We start from the raw sequence: 16,086 nt of genomic DNA, 5'->3' as shown, positions 1-16,086 counted from the left end.
AGGCCTTGTCGGAGTTCGGAAAGATAAAAGCCCCAGGAGATATTTCTATCCACCTGAGGCCTACATCCGAACCAGACAATCGGATGTTAGTCTCTTCTTTGCACGGAGGCAATAACATGCGCACCCTTTTAAATCGCCACCATTCCCCGTACGCCTTCGGCTTCCATGTTCACTCCCCGTCCCTGTTGCACGATAGCGCCGCGGGACATTAACAGGTAGCTGTCCGCCAGTTCGGCGGCAAAATCATAAAATTGCTCCACCAGCAAAATGGCCATATCGCCGCGACGGGCGAGTTCACGGATCACCACGCCAATTTCTTTAATCACTGACGGCTGGATACCCTCCGTCGGTTCGTCAAGAATAAGCAGTTGCGGGCGGCTTGCCAGCGCCCGACCGATGGCAAGTTGCTGCTGCTGCCCGCCGGACAAATCGCCACCACGACGATGTTTCATCTCTTTTAACACCGGAAAGAGGTGGTAGATATCATCGGGAACCGTACGTGCATGACGCGCCGGAAAGCGGGACAGCCCCATCAGCAGATTTTCCTCCACCGTCAGACGGGGGAATATTTCACGCCCCTGTGGCACATAAGCAATACCGGACTGCACGCGCTGATGCGGTTTGCGGTTGGTAATCTGGCGATCCTGCCAGATCACCGAGCCGCTGCGCGCCGGAATAAGCCCCATCAAACATTTTAATAGCGTGGTCTTACCTACCCCGTTGCGCCCCAGCAGACAGGTGATTTCCCCGGTTTGGGCCGTGAAACTGACACCCCGCAGGATATGGCTTCCGCCATAATATTGATGCAAATCGTTAACCTGTAACATCATCGCTCCTTAGCGTCCGAGGTAGACTTCAATAACCTGTTCATTTTGCTGGACTTCGCGTAGCGATCCTTCTGCCAGTACCTGCCCCTGATGCAGCACGGTGACCTTGTCGGCAATCGTTTCGACGAAGCCCATGTCGTGTTCGACCACCATCAGCGAATGTTTCCCTGCCAGCTGGCGAAAAAGCTCGGCGGTATAGTCGGTTTCGGCATCGGTCATTCCGGCGGCAGGCTCATCCAGTAATAGCAGATGCGGCTCCTGCACCAGCAGCATCCCGATCTCGAGAAACTGTTTTTGCCCGTGGGACAACAGTCCGGCGCGGCGATGACGCTCTGCGCCAAAACGCAACAGCAGCAAAATTTCATCGATCCGGTCCTGCTGCTCACCACGTAATGTTGCCCGTAGCGTCGCCAGTACCGACTTATCGGTTTTTAGCGCCAGCTCAAGGTTCTCCGCGACCGTTAATGCTTCAAACACCGTCGGCTTCTGAAATTTACGCCCGATGCCGCGACGCGCAATTTCGATGGGATCCAGACGAGTCAGCTCCAGCGACTGATCGTAAAGCGCAGAACCACTTTGCGGGCGCGTTTTGCCGGTGATCACGTCCATCAGGGTCGTTTTACCTGCCCCATTCGGCCCAATTACACAGCGCAACTCGCCGACGCCGATGTTTAGCGTCAGATCGGTCAGCGCCTGAAACCCGTCAAAGTTAACGTTGATATTTTTCAGTTGCAGAACCGGATCGGTCTGGTCGCGGAAGCGGTCTCCCGGATGCTGCCGGGTAAAAAGCCCTTCGTCAGGTTGCATCATTTATCTCCTCTGCGCAGCAGGCCAATGACGCCACGGGGTAAAAACAGGGTGACCAGAATAAATATCAGGCCGAGAAATACCTGCCAGTACTCCGGCATGGCAACGGTAAACAGGCTTTTTGCACCATTGACCAGCCCGGCACCCACAACCGGACCAATTAAGGTTCCTCGTCCCCCGAGCGCAACCCAAATCGCCATTTCAATCGAGTTCGTGGGCGACATTTCACCGGGGTTAATAATGCCGACCTGTGGAACATACAATGCGCCTGCCAGCCCGCAGAGAACCGCGGACAACGTCCAGACCAGCAGCTTAAAGCCGCGTGGGTCGTAACCGCAAAACATCAGCCGGTTCTCCGCATCGCGAACGGCGGTAAGTACCCGGCCAAACTTACTTTTTGCCAGCGCATAGCCAATAGCCAGTGACATCAGCAGCAGGAGCACCGTCGCTAAAAACAGGGCGACTCGCGTTGACGTGGCCGTTACCGGAAAACCGAGAAGCGTGGTAAAGCCGGTAAACCCGTTATTGCCGCCAAAGCCGGTTTCATTGCGAAAAAACAGCAGCATGCCCGCGAAGGTTAGCGCCTGAGTCATAATCGAAAAGTAGACGCCTTTAATTTTCGAGCGAAAGGCAAAGTAGCCGAATATCAGCGCCAGCAATCCCGGCACCAGTACCACCAGCATCATTGCCCAGGCGAAATGCTGCGTTCCCCACCAGAACCACGGCAATTCACTCCACGACAGAAACGACATAAACGCGGGCAGCCCGTCCCCGGCGGCCTGACGCATCAGATACATTCCCATTGCATAGCCGCCGAGGGCGAAGAAAATCCCGTGCCCGAGTGACAGTAATCCGGCATAGCCCCAGACCAGATCCAGAGCCACAGCGACGACCGCATAGCAGAGTATTTTGCCGATCAGCGTCAGCATCCATGTCGACAGAAACAGCGGATGACTGGCAGGCAACAGCGCCAGGAACGGTAATATCAGCAATCCGGCAAACAGGATCCCGCCGACAATAGGCAGCGTAAAGGGCGCTTTTTGCGCCAGAGTAAGCGTCAAAGGCTGGCTCATTAGTCAATGCTCCTCCCTTTCAGGGCGAACAGCCCTTGCGGCCGTTTCTGAATAAACAAAATAATGACAACAAGAATGAGGATTTTACCGAGCATCGCGCCCATCTGGGGTTCGAGGATTTTATTGAAGATCCCAAGGCCGAACGCCGCGACAACGCTGCCTGCCAGTTGGCCGACACCACCAAGAACGACCACAAGGAAAGAGTCGATAATGTAACCCTGTCCCAGCTCCGGCCCGACGTTACCAAGCTGTGAGAGTGCAACACCACCCAGCCCGGCAATACCGGATCCCAGGCCAAAGGCCAGCATATCGACGCGCCCCGTGGGCACGCCGCAGCACGCCGCCATCGCACGATTCTGCGTCACCGCCCGCACATTCATGCCCAGCCGCGTTTTGTTGAGAATAAGCCAGGTGAAAAACAGCACCAGTAACACAAATCCCAGCACCACCACCCGGTTCCACGGCAGAATGAGGTTGGGCAATGCCTGGATCCCGCCTGACAGCCAGCCGGGATTGGCGACCTCGACGTTCTGTGCGCCAAACAGCATACGCACCAGTTGGACAAGCATCAGGCTGATCCCCCATGTCGCCAGCAACGTTTCCAGCGGACGCCCGTACAAATGGCGGATTATCGTGCGCTCAAGTAACATTCCCATCCCCGCCGTCACGGCAAAGGCCACCGGCAGTGCCACCACGGGATAGAATGCCAGCCACTGTGGCGCAAACTGCGCCATCGCCTGCTGCACCAGCCAGGTGCTGTACGCGCCTAACATCAGCATTTCGCCATGCGCCATATTGATGACCCCAAGCAGACCGTAGGTGATCGCCAGGCCAAGCGCCGCCAGCAATAAAATGGAGCCCAGCGACAGTCCCATAAAGGCTTGTCCCAGGATCTCGCCGAGAACCTGACGCTGCTTAATTTGCGCAATGCTGCTTATGGCCGCCTCGCGAACACTGGCATCGGGTTCGGTGTGTATATCGGTAAAAGGCGTGAGACGCGATTGCGTTTCCGGATCGGAAGAACTGCCTAACGCTATTGCAGCATTGCGACGTACCGCCGCATCGGCACTGGTAAGTTGCAGGCTGGCGAGGGCAATGGTCAGTTGCTCTTTGACCTCGTCATCTTTTTCCAGAGCTTTACGCTGCGTCAGCATGGGTAACATTGATGGCTGTGCATCGCGACGCAGGGTCTTTGCCGCGGCCAGCCTTTCCGTGACATTGTCACTTACCAGTAAATGCGTAGCGAGAGCCGCCGCCGCCAGATTACGTAACCGGTTTGTCAGACGGACCTTTTTAAGTCCGCCCTCTGGCGTTGAGGTTCCATTCAGCGCCACGGGCTGACCGTTCTCCAGCGCAAAGGCATGACGCCCGCCGTCTATATTCAGATTTTCTGCGGCCAGCGCGCGCAGGAAAGGGATCCGCTGTGGCTGCGGCTCAGCAGCCCATTTTTCCAGCAGCGTTGCCTGCGCGGATCGGCTGGCGGCAACGAAATCATCGGCATCCGCCGCCTGTGCGCTCAGCGGCAGGATCCCTGCCAGCAGTAATAAACAGTACATAATACGTATAATGTTCATAACCCGTTCTCCCGAAACGCGCCCTCCGTGAGGAGGGCTAAAAATCATTGCCCGCCCGATTTAACCGGGCTGTCGGATTTTTTTTCGTTTCCAGGAATGAACGGGCTCCACGGCTGGGCGCGGACCGGGGCGTCGGTTTGCCATACCACGTTGAACTGACCGTTGTTTTCGATTTCACCGATCATCACCGGTTTATGCAGATGATGGTTGGTTTTGTCCATGGTCAATGTAAAGCCCGACGGCGCGGCAAAGGTTTGCCCGGCCATCGCTTCACGCACTTTATCAACATCGGTAGTCCCTGCTTTTTCGACTGCCTGTGCCCACATATGCAGACCGACATAAGTGGCTTCCATAGGATCGTTAGTTACCACGGTATCGGCATTGGGAAGCTTGCGGGCTTTAGCCCACGCCTTATAATCCGCGACAAATTTCTGATTAGCCGGATTATCGACGGATTCAAAATAGTTCCACGCCGCCAGATTGCCCACCAGCGGTTTGGTGTCAATGCCACGCAGTTCTTCCTCGCCCACGGAGAACGCCACGACCGGCACATCGGTGGCTTTCAGCCCCTGGTTTGCCAGCTCTTTGTAAAAAGGAACATTGGAATCCCCGTTGATGGTGGACACCACCGCCGTTTTGCCGCCCGCCGAGAATTTTTTAATATTGGCAACGATAGTCTGGTAGTCGCTATGCCCAAACGGGGTATACACCTCTTCGATATCGTTATCCTGCACGCCTTTTGAATGCAGGAACGCGCGGAGGATTTTGTTGGTGGTTCGTGGATAAACATAATCAGTACCGAGCAGGAAGAAGCGTTTGGCGCTGCCACCATCTTCGCTCATCAGGTATTCCACGGCCGGGATGGCCTGCTGATTGGGAGCCGCGCCGGTGTAAAAGACGTTCGGCGACATCTCTTCGCCCTCATACTGCACCGGATAGAACAACAGGCCGTTGAGTTCTTCAAACACTGGTAATACTGATTTGCGGGAGACGGATGTCCAGCAACCAAACACCACCGCGACCTTATCCTGGGTTAACAATTGCCGCGCTTTCTCTGCGAACAACGGCCAGTTAGATGCCGGGTCGACCACCACCGGCTCCAGTTTTTTGCCCAGCACGCCACCTTTGGCGTTGATCTCATCAATGGTCATCAACGCCACATCTTTAAGCGGCGTCTCAGAAATCGCCATGGTGCCGGAGAGCGAATGCATGATGCCGACTTTGATGGTGTCGGCAGCGTAGACGCTGAAGGTCATCCCCATGCTGACAACGGAGGCGGAGAGCGCAAAAGCTTTTAACAGGGTACGACGTTGCATAATTCACTCCTGAATATTCAAATGACAAAGGTCGACGAAAGCGTTCAGGAGAGATCAGGCAAAAAGGATGCCAGGTGTGTTTTTATTGCAGGAATTGAGATAAAAAGGTGGTACAGCGCGTGGAGAGCATTATTGTGGCACAGCGCTGCATTATTACAGTGCAACGCTGTGCCGCAGAGTGTTACCAGACCTGGGAGGCAATATCCGTTACCAGACGAACTTTGTCCCACTGCTGCTGTTCAGTCAGCGAGTTGCCCTCCTCGGTGGAGGCGAATCCGCACTGCGGGCTTAGGCAGATCTGTTTTAAATCCACATATTTTGCCGCTTCCTGGAGACGCGCCTTAATTCCTTCAGGGTCTTCCAGCTCGCCATTTTTGGTAGTGATCAAGCCCAAAACGACCTGCTGGTGGCCGGGACGAATAAAGCGCAGCGGCGCAAAGTCACCGGAGCGATCGTTGTCATATTCGAGGAAAAACGCATCCACGTTCACCGTGCCGAATAAGACTTCCGCTACCGGCTCGTAGCCGCCTTCCGAAATCCACGTCGAGCGGAAGTTACCGCGACAAACGTGCAGGCTCACCGTCAGATCCTCAGGCTTGCCTTCGAGCGCTTTATTCAGCACCCTGGCATAGATTTTTGCCAGTTCATCCGGATCTTCGCCACGTTCACGCACCTGACGGCGCTGATCGTCTGAGCACAGATACGCCCAGACGGTGTCATCAAGCTGTAGATAGCGACATCCCGCCGCGTAAAATGCCTGAATCGCATCGCGCCAGGTGGTTGCGAGGTCAGCGAAGTAATCGGCCAGATCGGGGTAAACGCTGGCATCAATATCTTTACGTCCGCCGCGGAAATGCAGGACGCTTGGCGACGGAATGGTCATTTTTGGCTCAGCGTTACCACTGATGCTTTTCAGATAGCGAAAATCTTCCAGCATCGGGTGATCGCCAAATGCCAGCTTCCCGGTCACGCGCACGCCGTGGGCTTTGGTCTGTACACCGTTAAACTGGATGCCTTTATCGGAATCGTAACGTTCCACGCCCTGCAATCCATCGAAGAAATCAAAATGCCACCAGGCGCGACGGAACTCACCATCGGTGACCACATGCAAACCGCATTCGCACTGTTGCTGTACCACATGGCGGATGGCGTCATTTTCTATCTCACGAAGCTGGCTGACGGTAATCTCGCCGCTCGCCAGTTGTTGACGCGCCTGCTTGATGCTGTCCGGACGTAAAAAGCTGCCGACGATATCTGCGCGGTATGGGCCATGTTGCTGTGACATATTCTCTCCTTTAGCTGTAGGCAATTCATTGCCCACAGTGATAATTCAGCATGTGAACACTTAGACTTCTGGATGGCTATATGTCTAAAATATGACATAGTTATTATCACTTCGCAAAGGAGAAAATTTCACGGCGCATGAAATTAATTCATTTTGCCAGCGGTGAATCTTCGGCAAACGCAAAACCTTCATCGTGCCATCCGGTCATACCGCCGAGCATCAATTTCACCGGTCGGCCCAGTCGGGCAATCTTAAGCGCGGCTTTATCGGCACCATTACAGTGTGGTCCGGCGCAGTACACGACAAATAACGTCTCTGCCGGCCACTGCGCTAATGTTTCCGCATTGATTTGCGCATGCGGAAGATGAACTGCACCCGGCAGATGTTTTTGGTCAAAGTGCGCCTGGCGACCAATCACGTGGAGTAAAACAAAGTCCTGCTGATGCTGGCTTATCGCGTCATGTACGTCCGAGCAGTCTGTTTCAAGGCTCAGGCGACGGGAAAACCAGGCAGCGGCTTCTTCAGGGGCAGCGGCGGGATAATCAGTAACGTAACTCATAGCGTGTTCTCCTTGTTTATGTTAACAATGATTTAACCAGAGTCCGTCCGGTAAAACCGCCCATCAACATGTCAGAAAGCGCCGTAAAAATGACAACATTGCCTTCCCCACTCACGCCACGACGGGTGATCGTCCTCGCCTATGATGGCCTCTGCACGTTCGAATTTGGTGTGGCGGTCGAAATTTTTGGCCTGCCGCGCCCGGAATTTGGTGATAACTGGTATCAGTTTGCCGTGGCGGCAGCCGAGAGCGGCGAAATGCGTGCCACAGGAGGTATCCGCATCATGGCCGATGGCGGACTGGATTTACTGGCGCAGGCAGACACCATTATCATTCCGGGCTGGCGTGGCATTGATTCCCCGGTGCCGACGGCGCTCATTGACGCACTACGCCAGGCTTATGCGCGCGGCTGTCGGATAATATCGATCTGCTCCGGCGTATTTGTCCTGGCAGCGACAGGATTGCTCTCGGGGCTGAAAGCAACGACCCACTGGCGCTATACGCAGATCCTCCAGCAGCGTTTTGCGGATATCACGGTGGTGAATGATGTGCTTTACGTCGCCGGGCAGCGCATTATGACCTCGGCGGGCAGCGCGGCAGGTATCGACCTGTGTTTACACGTGGTTCGTGAGGATTACGGTCTGGAGATTGCCAATAGCGTTGCGCGTCGACTGGTGATCCAACCCCACCGTGATGGCTCCCAGGCGCAAACTGTTGCCCGCCCCGTCGCCAGCGCCCGTGAAAGTCAGTCGCTGGGCCAGCTGTTTGATTATCTGCATCAGAATCTGGCGCAGACACATAGCCTGGATGCCCTGGCACAGCGGGCAGGCATGAGTACCCGCACCCTGCTGCGCAGGTTTGCCCTCGCGACGGGGACCACACCCGCCCGCTGGATTTTGCGCGAGCGCCTGCGTTGTGTTCAGGATCACCTGATGCATAGCCAGCACAGTATTGAGGCCATCGCGGAGTTGACCGGTTTTGGCAACGCCAGTGTATTACGCCAGCACTTTCGTCAGCATTTTTCGCTGTCGCCGACCCAATTCCGCAAAGAATATCGTCGTGTTAAACAATAAAGATTGCCTGAGTTCTGGCGCAAAAATAAGAAGGGTGAGAATAGAGGCAGGCCAATTATTACGTTATTCGCAAACTCGTTTTTTTCTTTCCTGAGCCCGGGCTTTAACTCCCCTGGGTAAAATGCATTAAAAAAGTTAATGTATTGTTATTTATTTGAGCATTTGAAAATATTTTTGCTTTTGAATTTGTACATTTGCAGGTTTGTGACTAGTTTAAAACCGTTGAGTTGAAGACTCCCGTCTCTCCACTACTCCACTATCGTTAACTATGCACGGTGCAACATAAAACATGCCAATACAAGAAGTAGACCAGAGTTCCCCGTTGTCGTTTGGTTATAGCCATGATGATGCCGGACAAAAAGTCATTTCTGAGATTATGCAGGATCTCTTGTCCAGAAAAAGTGCTGTTAATAATAAAGACATCATTCTGGAACTGGTGGTCCGGCTTGAAACAGAAAAAGATATCGTCAAACTGGATATCTACCGCAGCGCATTAGAAATGGTTGTACTGAATACGCCTGACGATATTTAAACGTCGGCACACAGGACAGATAAACAAAACGGGCTTGCGCCCGTTTTTCTTTTATCCCTGCTCGCTTAAACCACGATGTTTAAGCATCGGCTCAATGAGGGGGTCGCTTCCCCGCCATTGACGATACAACGTCTCCAGATCGGTACTGTTCCCCCTGGATAAAATAGCTTCACGAAAACGCTGGCCATTTTGCGCCGTCAAACCGCCCTGTTCGACAAACCACTGGTAGCCATCATCGGCCAGCATTTGCGTCCACAGATAGGCGTAATAGCCTGCCGCATAGCCGCCGCCAAAAATGTGCGCAAAGTAACTGCTGCGATAGCGCGGCGGGACGGCGGGAAGATCCAGATGCTCCCGGCGAATCGCCGCCGTTTCAAAGTCATCCACCGATTCAGGGATATTATCTACGCTGACGCTGTGCCAGTTCATGTCGAGCAATGCCGCGCTGAGCAGCTCCGTCATTTCATAGCCTTTATTAAAATGCGTCGCCTGTAGCATGCTGGCCTGTAATGCTTCCGGCATCGATTCACCGGTTTGATAATGACGGGCAAAACGGGCAAATACCTGGGGGTGCGTCGCCCAGTGCTCGTTAATCTGCGAAGGAAACTCAACGAAATCACGCGGGGTATTGGTGCCTGACAGGCTGGCGTAACGCTGACGCGCAAACAGGCCGTGAAGCGTATGACCAAATTCGTGGAACAGCGTAATCACGTCATCCCATGAGATCAGCGCGCTGTGGCCTGCCGCCGGTTTTTGATAGTTACAGACGTTGTAGATCACCGGCTGGGTGTTAAGCAGCGTCGACTGCTCGACGAAGTTACCCATCCATGCCCCGCCGCTCTTGGAGTCGCGAGCAAAGAAATCGCCGTAGAATAGCGCCAGCCCTTCGCCACTGGCATCGAAGATCTCCCAGACGCGAACGTCCGGATGGTAAACGGGGATATCAAAACGCTCGACAAAACGGATGCCAAAAAGCTGCGACGCGGTCCAGAAGACGCCCTCTTGCAGCACGGTATTCAGTTCGAGATAAGGTTTGACCTGCGATTCATCAAACGCATACTTTTCCTGACGAACCCGGTCGGCATAAAAATCCCAGTCCCACGCCTGCGCCTGAAAGCCGCCGTTCTGCTTATCAATAACCTGCTGGATCGCGGCGTGCTCATGTTCGGCCCGCGCCCGTGCCGCAGGGGCAATTTTACGCATGAACGCCAGCGCGGCCGCCGGGGTTTTCGCCATTTGATCGGCAATTTTCCAGCTGGCGTAATCGTCGAAACCGATAAGTTCGGCCTGTTTTGCCCGGATCTCCACCAGCTGTAATATCAGCGACCGGGTATCATTTTCGTCATTTTTTACGCTCCGGGTCCAGCCCGCGTTGAATAACTGCTCCCGGGCATGGCGATCGCGTAGTGCCGCTAACGCAGGCTGCTGAGTGGTATTTAGCAGGGGTAATAACCAGCGATCGGTTAATCCTTTTTCACGCGCGGCAGTCGCCGCCACGGCGATCTCATCCTCAGTCAGCCCCGCCAGCTGCTGCTCGCTCTCAACCACCCATGCCCCGGCTTTATTCGCCGCCATCAGACGCTGGTTAAACTGGCTGGTCAGGGTAGCCGCTTCGGTATTGAGCGTTTTTAACGCCGCTTTCTCAGCCTCGCCCAGCGTTGCGCCCGCGAGGACAAACTGCTGCCTGGTCGTCTCAACCAGACGGCGGGTTTCATCATCCAGCGCCAGCGACTCGCGCTGCTGCCAGACATGCTCCACACGTTGAAAAAGGGCATCGTTGAGATAAATATCGTTCGCCAGTGCCGCCAGTTCGGCAGAAAACTGCTCATCAAGCAGTTGCAGCGTATCGTTGGTATGAGCATGGGACATGGCGAAAAAAACCGTGACCACCCGACCTAACAGCAGGCCGCTTTTTTCGAGCGCCACAAAGGTATTCTCGACATCTGCCGGAGCCGGGTTTTGCGCGATAGCCTCAATTTCTTGGCGCTTAATGCGTACTCCTTCATCAAAGGCCGGGCGATAATGTTCCTCCCTGATTTGATCAAAACGAGGAGCCTGATAAGGCAAGGTGCTCACATTAAAAAACGGATTGTTTAACGACATCACTTTCTCCTGAAAACCTGACCGTTCAGACCAGGCATTTCGCTGATACACCACGCTTTATAGACATTCGCACAAAAATAACGTGGATGCGTCATCTATCCAAACGTTAGCGGCACTTTTTTGCCACACTTAACTTCGGTTTCCCGCAACCCGGGAACGCATGTTAAGGTTATACAACACAAAAAGCGTTGAGGAACAGTGAGATGATTATTCTGGTAACAGGCGCGACGGCGGGTTTTGGTGAAAGCATTACGCGCCGTTTCGTTGAAAATGGACATAAAGTGATTGCAACCGGCCGCCGTCAGGAGCGTCTCCAGGCGCTGAAAGAGGAGCTTGGCGACGCCATTTATCCACTGCAACTGGATGTCCGCGATCGGGCGGCAATCGATGAAAAACTCGCGTCGCTGCCCGCAGAATGGCGTGACATCGATATCCTGGTTAATAACGCCGGACTGGCGCTTGGCATGGAGCCTGCGCACAAAGCGAGCGTTGAAGACTGGGAAAATATGATCGATACCAATAATAAAGGCCTGGTGTATATGACGCGCGCCGTGCTGCCTGGCATGGTCGAACGTAACCGTGGGCATGTGATCAATCTCGGCTCCACGGCCGGTAGCTGGCCTTATGCGGGTGGAAACGTATACGGGGCAACGAAGGCATTTGTGCATCAGTTCAGCCTCAACTTACGTACCGATCTTAATGGAACGGCGGTTCGCGTGACTAACATTGAGCCGGGGCTGGTGGGTGGTACTGAGTTTTCCAATGTGCGCTTTAAAGGCGACGATGCGAAAGCCGATAAAACCTACGAAAACACCACCGCGCTGTCTGCGGAAGATATCGCTGAAGCGGTATGGTGGGTCGCCACGCTGCCGAAGCATGTCAACATCAATACCCTTGAAATGATGCCGGTTAGCCAGACGTATGCCGGATTAAGCGTACATCGGGGTTAATTTTTATCGCCCGGCCGCAAGGCCGGGTATTGAAAGTAGCGAAGTGGTGGTAAAATCAACTGGTTAATCGTCTAAAAAGTAAGAATGAATGACCTTCGAGACCCAACTGAACCCTACACAGCCTGTTAATCAGCAGATCTACCGGATTTTACGCCGGGATATCGTGCATTGTCTGATTGCGCCCGGCACGCCTCTCTCCGAGAAAGAAATTTCAGTCCGCTTCGATGTCTCTCGCCAGCCGGTGCGCGAAGCCTTCATTAAACTCGCAGAAAATGGTCTTATCCAGATCCGTCCGCAGCGCGGCAGTTACGTCAACAAGATCTCACTTTCCCAGGTGCGGAACGGGTGTTTTGTCCGCCAGGCGATTGAGTGCGCCGTTGCCCGGCGCGCGGCGGGGATGATTAATGATGAACAACTCTGGCAGCTTGAGCAAAATCTGCATCAGCAGCGGATCGCCATTGAGCGTAAGCAGCTCAACGATTTTTTTCTGCTTGATGACGAATTTCATCAGAAACTGGCGCTGATCGCGGACTGTCAGCTGGCGTGGGATACCATTGAAAATATCAAAGCGGCTATTGACCGGGTGCGTTACATGAGTCTTGATCATGTCTCCCCGCCGGAAATGCTCCTCCGCCAGCACCTTGACATTTTTGCCGCTCTCCAGCAGCGCGATGCTGATACGGTTGAAAAGGCGATGGCGCTGCATTTGCAGGAAATTAGCGGTTCCGTACAGCTGATTCGCCAGGAAAATCGCGACTGGTTTAGCGAAGATTGATCGCAAAAAATGTAGCCGGACGGCGTGGTTCCGCCCGGCCCGGGTGACGTTTAGCGATTAGCCACAAATTGTGCCACGGTTGCTTTCGCGCCCTTCTCCAGCAGCATCTTATACGCCTGCGTTACGGCGCTAACAAATTCACTGTCATCCGGCAGTGCCTTACCAAAGATCGCCTCGATGCCCAGCAGTGCCTGAACACGCACCGGCCCCTCTTCGCTACGGTTCACCGCTTCGTGAATCACTGCTAACTGCGGATCGCAGATCTCAATCGGGTTGCCCTGATCGTCAACGCCGCTCACGTAGCGCATCCAGCCTGCCACGCCCAGCGCCAGCAGATCAAAGCGGCTCTGGTGCGCCAGATGCCAGCGCACGGAGTCCAGCATCCGCTGCGGCAGTTTCTGACTACCGTCCATGGCGATTTGCCAGGTACGGTGGCGCAGCGCCGGGTTGCTGTAGCGTTCAATCAGTCTGTCGGCATACTGTTTGAGGTCGACGCCCTGCACTTTCAGCGTGGGTGCCTGCTCCTGGAGCATTAGCGCATGGGCGGCAAGACGGTAATTATCATCTTCCATACAGTCATTGATATGCTGATAGCCGGCAAGATAGCCCAGATATGCGAGGAAAGAGTGACTGCCGTTAAGCATACGCAGTTTCATCTCTTCGAACGGCAGCACATCGGCCACCAGTTCCGCACCGGCTTTTTCCCATTCAGGACGCCCTGCCACGAAGTTATCTTCAATCACCCACTGACGGAAAGGTTCACAGGCCACGCCCGCCGGATCGCGCACGCCAGTCAGTTGCTCAATCTTATTAAGCGTATCAGGCGTCACCGCCGGTACGATTCGATCCACCATCGTGGACGGGAAGGTGACATGCTGCTCAATCCACCCGGCCAGATCGGCATTCACTTCGCGAGCGTACGCGCAAACCACGTTACGCATGACGTGGCCGTTTTCAGGCATGTTGTCGCAGGACATCACGCTGAATGCCGGTAGCCCGGCGGCTTTACGGCGCGCCAGGGCTTCAACAATCACCCCGACCGCTGATTTCGGTTGATGCGGGTTTTGCAGATCGCCCACAATCAATGGATGGTCGAGCATCAGCTTTCCGGTTGCCGGAGAGTGGCAGTATCCTTTCTCGGTAATCGTCAGCGACACGATGGCAATCTGCGGTTCACACATTTTTGCCAGTACGGTTTCCAGCCCGTCAACCTGAGCGTGCAGCGCTTCTTTAACCACGCCGACGACGCGGGCGGTCCAGGCATCGGCCGACATTTCCGCGACGGTGTAAAGATGGTCCTGCTGTTTGAGATCGGCAACCTGCTGCTCGCCGCCAATTAAATTAACTTCAACGTAGCCCCAGTTGCTGCCGTGTTCTGAAGCCAGGATGTCCGCGTAAACGCCCTGATGAGCACGATGAAAAGCACCAAAACCGAGATGAACGATACGCGGTACCAGTGTGTTGCGATCGTAACCCGGCAGAGTGGCTTTCGCTTTTAAGAGTTCGTTTTCCATATTTAACTCGCTTTAGGGATGATTTTACTGCACCAGATTACCCTCCGGCACAGCGGATACTTTGATTTGTATTAAACTCGTTGCAATTGGTATAACAAAAAACAAAACGTGTGTGACAGCATCGAAAGTGTCTTCCGATGCCACCCGGTATTAATTGGCTTTGGACAGATTTGCCGCAGGTACAACACCTGCCTGCGGGGGATCGTTCCACAGTTGGTCATAACGATAACCGGTAAGATCTTCGACAATCCGCCGCGTTTTCGGATCCACATCCTGCTTCGCGCCATGCGCTTTCAGACGTTCAACTTCATCAACGAAGATTTTGTGCGTTTGCTTATTAAGATGGAAAGTCAGCGCCTGCCACAATGCGATGACCAGCAGACATCCCGTCCCGGCAAACAGCAGGATGGCGATCATCGTAATGGCTTCCTGCGGCTGCACCTGACTGCCTTTTACATAGCCTCCGCTTTGTAACAGCACGCCGACCACAAAGGTGGCAATGGCAACCGTCGTTTTACGGGAGAACGTCATCACGGCCGCGAACAGCCCTTCCCGACGCTGGCGGGTGATCATTTCGTCAATATCGGGAATGAACGGAAAGACGTTCCACGGCGTGAACTCCAGAACGCAGCGCCCAACCTGATAAACCGCGGCCAGCCCAATCAGCGTCGGGATGGTATTCCATGCCGGGAACTGATAGACAACGAAAAAGCCAAGCAGGCATAGCAGCATGACGCTATAGGCAAAGACATACAGCCGTGATGGACCGAATTTAATAATGGCAAGACCGGCTAATAATGTTACCGGCAGGCCGACAATACTCATGGATAACAAACTGCCCGCAAATGCCGAGGAGACATTCAGGCAATAGACGCAGAAAAAGACGAATACCGTGTTGTAGACATCTTTACCGGTAAAGGAAAACAGGTAGATAGCCAGATGTTTTCTGAACGCCCTGACTTTCAGCGTTGAGGCGTAATCTTTAAATAAGCCGCCAACCATTCGCATGTTTTCAATGAACGTTTTCGGCGCAGCCTTGCTTTCAAGTTCGGCCAGCATCTCTGGCGTTAATTCCCGCTCCCAGGTCACTTTCCATGAAATAAATACGCAGAGCATAAACAGTACCGCAAACACCACTCCGTTAATCATATAGGCGTTAGCATTATGTTCACCAAAGTGACTGATCAGCAGGCCCGGAATAAAGGTGGCGAGGAAGGTGCCGGTGGCCGACAGAAACATGCGGCAGGTCGAAAGTTTTGTCCGAGAGTTAAAGTCTTTGGTCATCTCTGAAGGTAATGTTTCCCATGGGATAAGCACCATCGCGGCAATCACTTCAAACGCCAGGTAAACGGCCAGATAGAAACCGTAGCCCATGCCATCCAGCCACAGTAAGGTATAGACCAGCATTAATGGCGCACCGATCAGCAGAAAGAAACGGCGGCGGCCAAATTTCTTACCTAACGCGTTCTTGTAGAAGTGATCGGTAAAACTTCCCATAAACAGACTGACAATCGCGTCCACAATACGGGCGATAGCCACGATAGACGCGGCCTCCACGGGAGAAAGGCCGACAAACGTCGTATAGAAAAATAATAACCAGGCACCAATAACCGTGAAGGCCCCACCGCCCATAATATCGGTCAGGCCATAACCGATACTTACCGGTATGGTTATTTTTTTATTTTTGCGGGTCATGTT

14 protein-coding genes are annotated in these 16,086 nt (G+C 53.9%); 4 read left to right on the top strand and 10 right to left on the bottom strand.

Annotation, left to right across the window (positions count from 1 at the left end; translation table 11 throughout):
- Positions 1 to 128: 128 nt before the first annotated feature.
- From urtE to INT84_RS05380, 7 genes are all read right to left on the bottom strand, one after another.
- A complete protein-coding gene (urtE, locus tag INT84_RS05410) occupies positions 129 to 827 on the bottom strand; it encodes an urea ABC transporter ATP-binding subunit UrtE (protein ID WP_194206118.1) in 699 nt (232 codons plus the stop codon).
- Positions 828 to 836: 9 nt separating this feature from the next.
- On the bottom strand, positions 837 to 1,634 hold the full coding sequence (gene urtD / locus INT84_RS05405; protein ID WP_194206117.1) for an urea ABC transporter ATP-binding protein UrtD: 798 nt from the start codon (positions 1,632 to 1,634) through the stop codon (positions 837 to 839).
- Positions 1,634 to 2,707 carry an urea ABC transporter permease subunit UrtC gene (gene urtC, locus INT84_RS05400; protein WP_194205923.1) on the bottom strand — a complete coding sequence of 358 codons (1,074 nt, stop codon included), beginning with the start codon at positions 2,705 to 2,707 and terminating at the stop codon, positions 1,634 to 1,636. The genes urtD and urtC overlap by 1 nt, the downstream gene beginning before the upstream one ends.
- Complete coding sequence (urtB, locus tag INT84_RS05395; RefSeq protein WP_194205922.1) at positions 2,707 to 4,281, bottom strand: urea ABC transporter permease subunit UrtB; 1,575 nt, start codon at positions 4,279 to 4,281, stop codon at positions 2,707 to 2,709. The genes urtC and urtB overlap by 1 nt, the downstream gene beginning before the upstream one ends.
- A gap of 44 nt (positions 4,282 to 4,325) precedes the next feature.
- Entirely contained in the window at positions 4,326 to 5,597 is a 1,272-nt protein-coding gene (urtA, locus tag INT84_RS05390; protein WP_194205921.1) for an urea ABC transporter substrate-binding protein, read from the bottom strand.
- Between the two features lie 181 nt (positions 5,598 to 5,778).
- Positions 5,779 to 6,882, bottom strand: coding sequence for a cobalamin-independent methionine synthase II family protein (locus tag INT84_RS05385; protein ID WP_194205920.1), 1,104 nt, complete (start codon positions 6,880 to 6,882; stop codon positions 5,779 to 5,781).
- 148 nt (positions 6,883 to 7,030) lie between these two features.
- On the bottom strand, positions 7,031 to 7,441 hold the full coding sequence (locus INT84_RS05380; RefSeq protein WP_194205919.1) for a rhodanese-like domain-containing protein: 411 nt from the start codon (positions 7,439 to 7,441) through the stop codon (positions 7,031 to 7,033).
- Positions 7,442 to 7,509: 68 nt separating this feature from the next.
- Here INT84_RS05380 and ftrA point away from each other — a divergent pair, with 68 nt between their 5' ends.
- A complete protein-coding gene (gene ftrA, locus INT84_RS05375; RefSeq protein ID WP_194205918.1) occupies positions 7,510 to 8,514 on the top strand; it encodes a transcriptional regulator FtrA in 1,005 nt (334 codons plus the stop codon).
- 289 nt (positions 8,515 to 8,803) lie between these two features.
- Positions 8,804 to 9,046, top strand: a complete 243-nt coding sequence (locus tag INT84_RS05370) for a biofilm development regulator YmgB/AriR family protein (RefSeq protein WP_176920775.1) — start codon at positions 8,804 to 8,806, stop codon at positions 9,044 to 9,046.
- A 51-nt stretch (positions 9,047 to 9,097) separates the two neighbouring features.
- On the opposite strand, the gene dcp is transcribed toward INT84_RS05370, so the two are convergent.
- Entirely contained in the window at positions 9,098 to 11,149 is a 2,052-nt protein-coding gene (gene dcp, locus INT84_RS05365; RefSeq protein WP_194205917.1) for a peptidyl-dipeptidase Dcp, read from the bottom strand.
- A gap of 203 nt (positions 11,150 to 11,352) precedes the next feature.
- Here dcp and ydfG point away from each other — a divergent pair, with 203 nt between their 5' ends.
- Positions 11,353 to 12,099 carry a bifunctional NADP-dependent 3-hydroxy acid dehydrogenase/3-hydroxypropionate dehydrogenase YdfG gene (ydfG, locus tag INT84_RS05360; RefSeq protein ID WP_194205916.1) on the top strand — a complete coding sequence of 249 codons (747 nt, stop codon included), beginning with the start codon at positions 11,353 to 11,355 and terminating at the stop codon, positions 12,097 to 12,099.
- A gap of 88 nt (positions 12,100 to 12,187) precedes the next feature.
- Entirely contained in the window at positions 12,188 to 12,874 is a 687-nt protein-coding gene (locus tag INT84_RS05355; RefSeq protein WP_176920778.1) for a GntR family transcriptional regulator, read from the top strand.
- A 50-nt stretch (positions 12,875 to 12,924) separates the two neighbouring features.
- On the opposite strand, the gene INT84_RS05350 is transcribed toward INT84_RS05355, so the two are convergent.
- Both INT84_RS05350 and INT84_RS05345 read right to left on the bottom strand, forming a co-directional pair.
- Positions 12,925 to 14,388 (bottom strand): mannitol dehydrogenase family protein, encoded by a 1,464-nt coding sequence (locus tag INT84_RS05350; RefSeq protein ID WP_194205915.1) that lies wholly within the window; start codon positions 14,386 to 14,388, stop codon positions 12,925 to 12,927.
- Positions 14,389 to 14,538: 150 nt separating this feature from the next.
- On the bottom strand, positions 14,539 to 16,083 hold the full coding sequence (locus tag INT84_RS05345) for an MFS transporter (RefSeq protein WP_194205914.1): 1,545 nt from the start codon (positions 16,081 to 16,083) through the stop codon (positions 14,539 to 14,541).
- Between the last annotated feature and the right edge of the window lie 3 nt (positions 16,084 to 16,086).

The sequence above is a fragment of the Superficieibacter sp. 1612_C1 genome (assembly GCF_015234305.1).
Classification (GTDB): Bacteria; Pseudomonadota; Gammaproteobacteria; order Enterobacterales; family Enterobacteriaceae; genus Superficieibacter.
This window is presented reverse-complemented; position numbering and strand designations above follow the sequence as displayed.

Excerpts from the sequence above, each read along its gene's own strand:
- urtB (WP_194205922.1), bottom strand. The coding sequence starts at position 4,281 with ATGAACATTATACGTATTATGTACTGTTTATTACTGCTGGCAGGGATC.
- INT84_RS05370 (WP_176920775.1), top strand. The coding sequence starts at position 8,804 with ATGCCAATACAAGAAGTAGACCAGAGTTCCCCGTTGTCGTTTGGTTAT.
- urtA (WP_194205921.1), bottom strand. The coding sequence starts at position 5,597 with ATGCAACGTCGTACCCTGTTAAAAGCTTTTGCGCTCTCCGCCTCCGTT.
- ydfG (WP_194205916.1), top strand. The coding sequence starts at position 11,353 with ATGATTATTCTGGTAACAGGCGCGACGGCGGGTTTTGGTGAAAGCATT.
- INT84_RS05355 (WP_176920778.1), top strand. The coding sequence starts at position 12,188 with ATGACCTTCGAGACCCAACTGAACCCTACACAGCCTGTTAATCAGCAG.
- INT84_RS05380 (WP_194205919.1), bottom strand. The coding sequence starts at position 7,441 with ATGAGTTACGTTACTGATTATCCCGCCGCTGCCCCTGAAGAAGCCGCT.
- INT84_RS05385 (WP_194205920.1), bottom strand. The coding sequence starts at position 6,882 with ATGTCACAGCAACATGGCCCATACCGCGCAGATATCGTCGGCAGCTTT.
- urtC (WP_194205923.1), bottom strand. The coding sequence starts at position 2,707 with ATGAGCCAGCCTTTGACGCTTACTCTGGCGCAAAAAGCGCCCTTTACG.
- urtE (WP_194206118.1), bottom strand. The coding sequence starts at position 827 with ATGTTACAGGTTAACGATTTGCATCAATATTATGGCGGAAGCCATATC.
- dcp (WP_194205917.1), bottom strand. The coding sequence starts at position 11,149 with ATGTCGTTAAACAATCCGTTTTTTAATGTGAGCACCTTGCCTTATCAG.
- INT84_RS05345 (WP_194205914.1), bottom strand. The coding sequence starts at position 16,083 with ATGACCCGCAAAAATAAAAAAATAACCATACCGGTAAGTATCGGTTAT.
- urtD (WP_194206117.1), bottom strand. The coding sequence starts at position 1,634 with ATGCAACCTGACGAAGGGCTTTTTACCCGGCAGCATCCGGGAGACCGC.
- ftrA (WP_194205918.1), top strand. The coding sequence starts at position 7,510 with ATGTCAGAAAGCGCCGTAAAAATGACAACATTGCCTTCCCCACTCACG.
- INT84_RS05350 (WP_194205915.1), bottom strand. The coding sequence starts at position 14,388 with ATGGAAAACGAACTCTTAAAAGCGAAAGCCACTCTGCCGGGTTACGAT.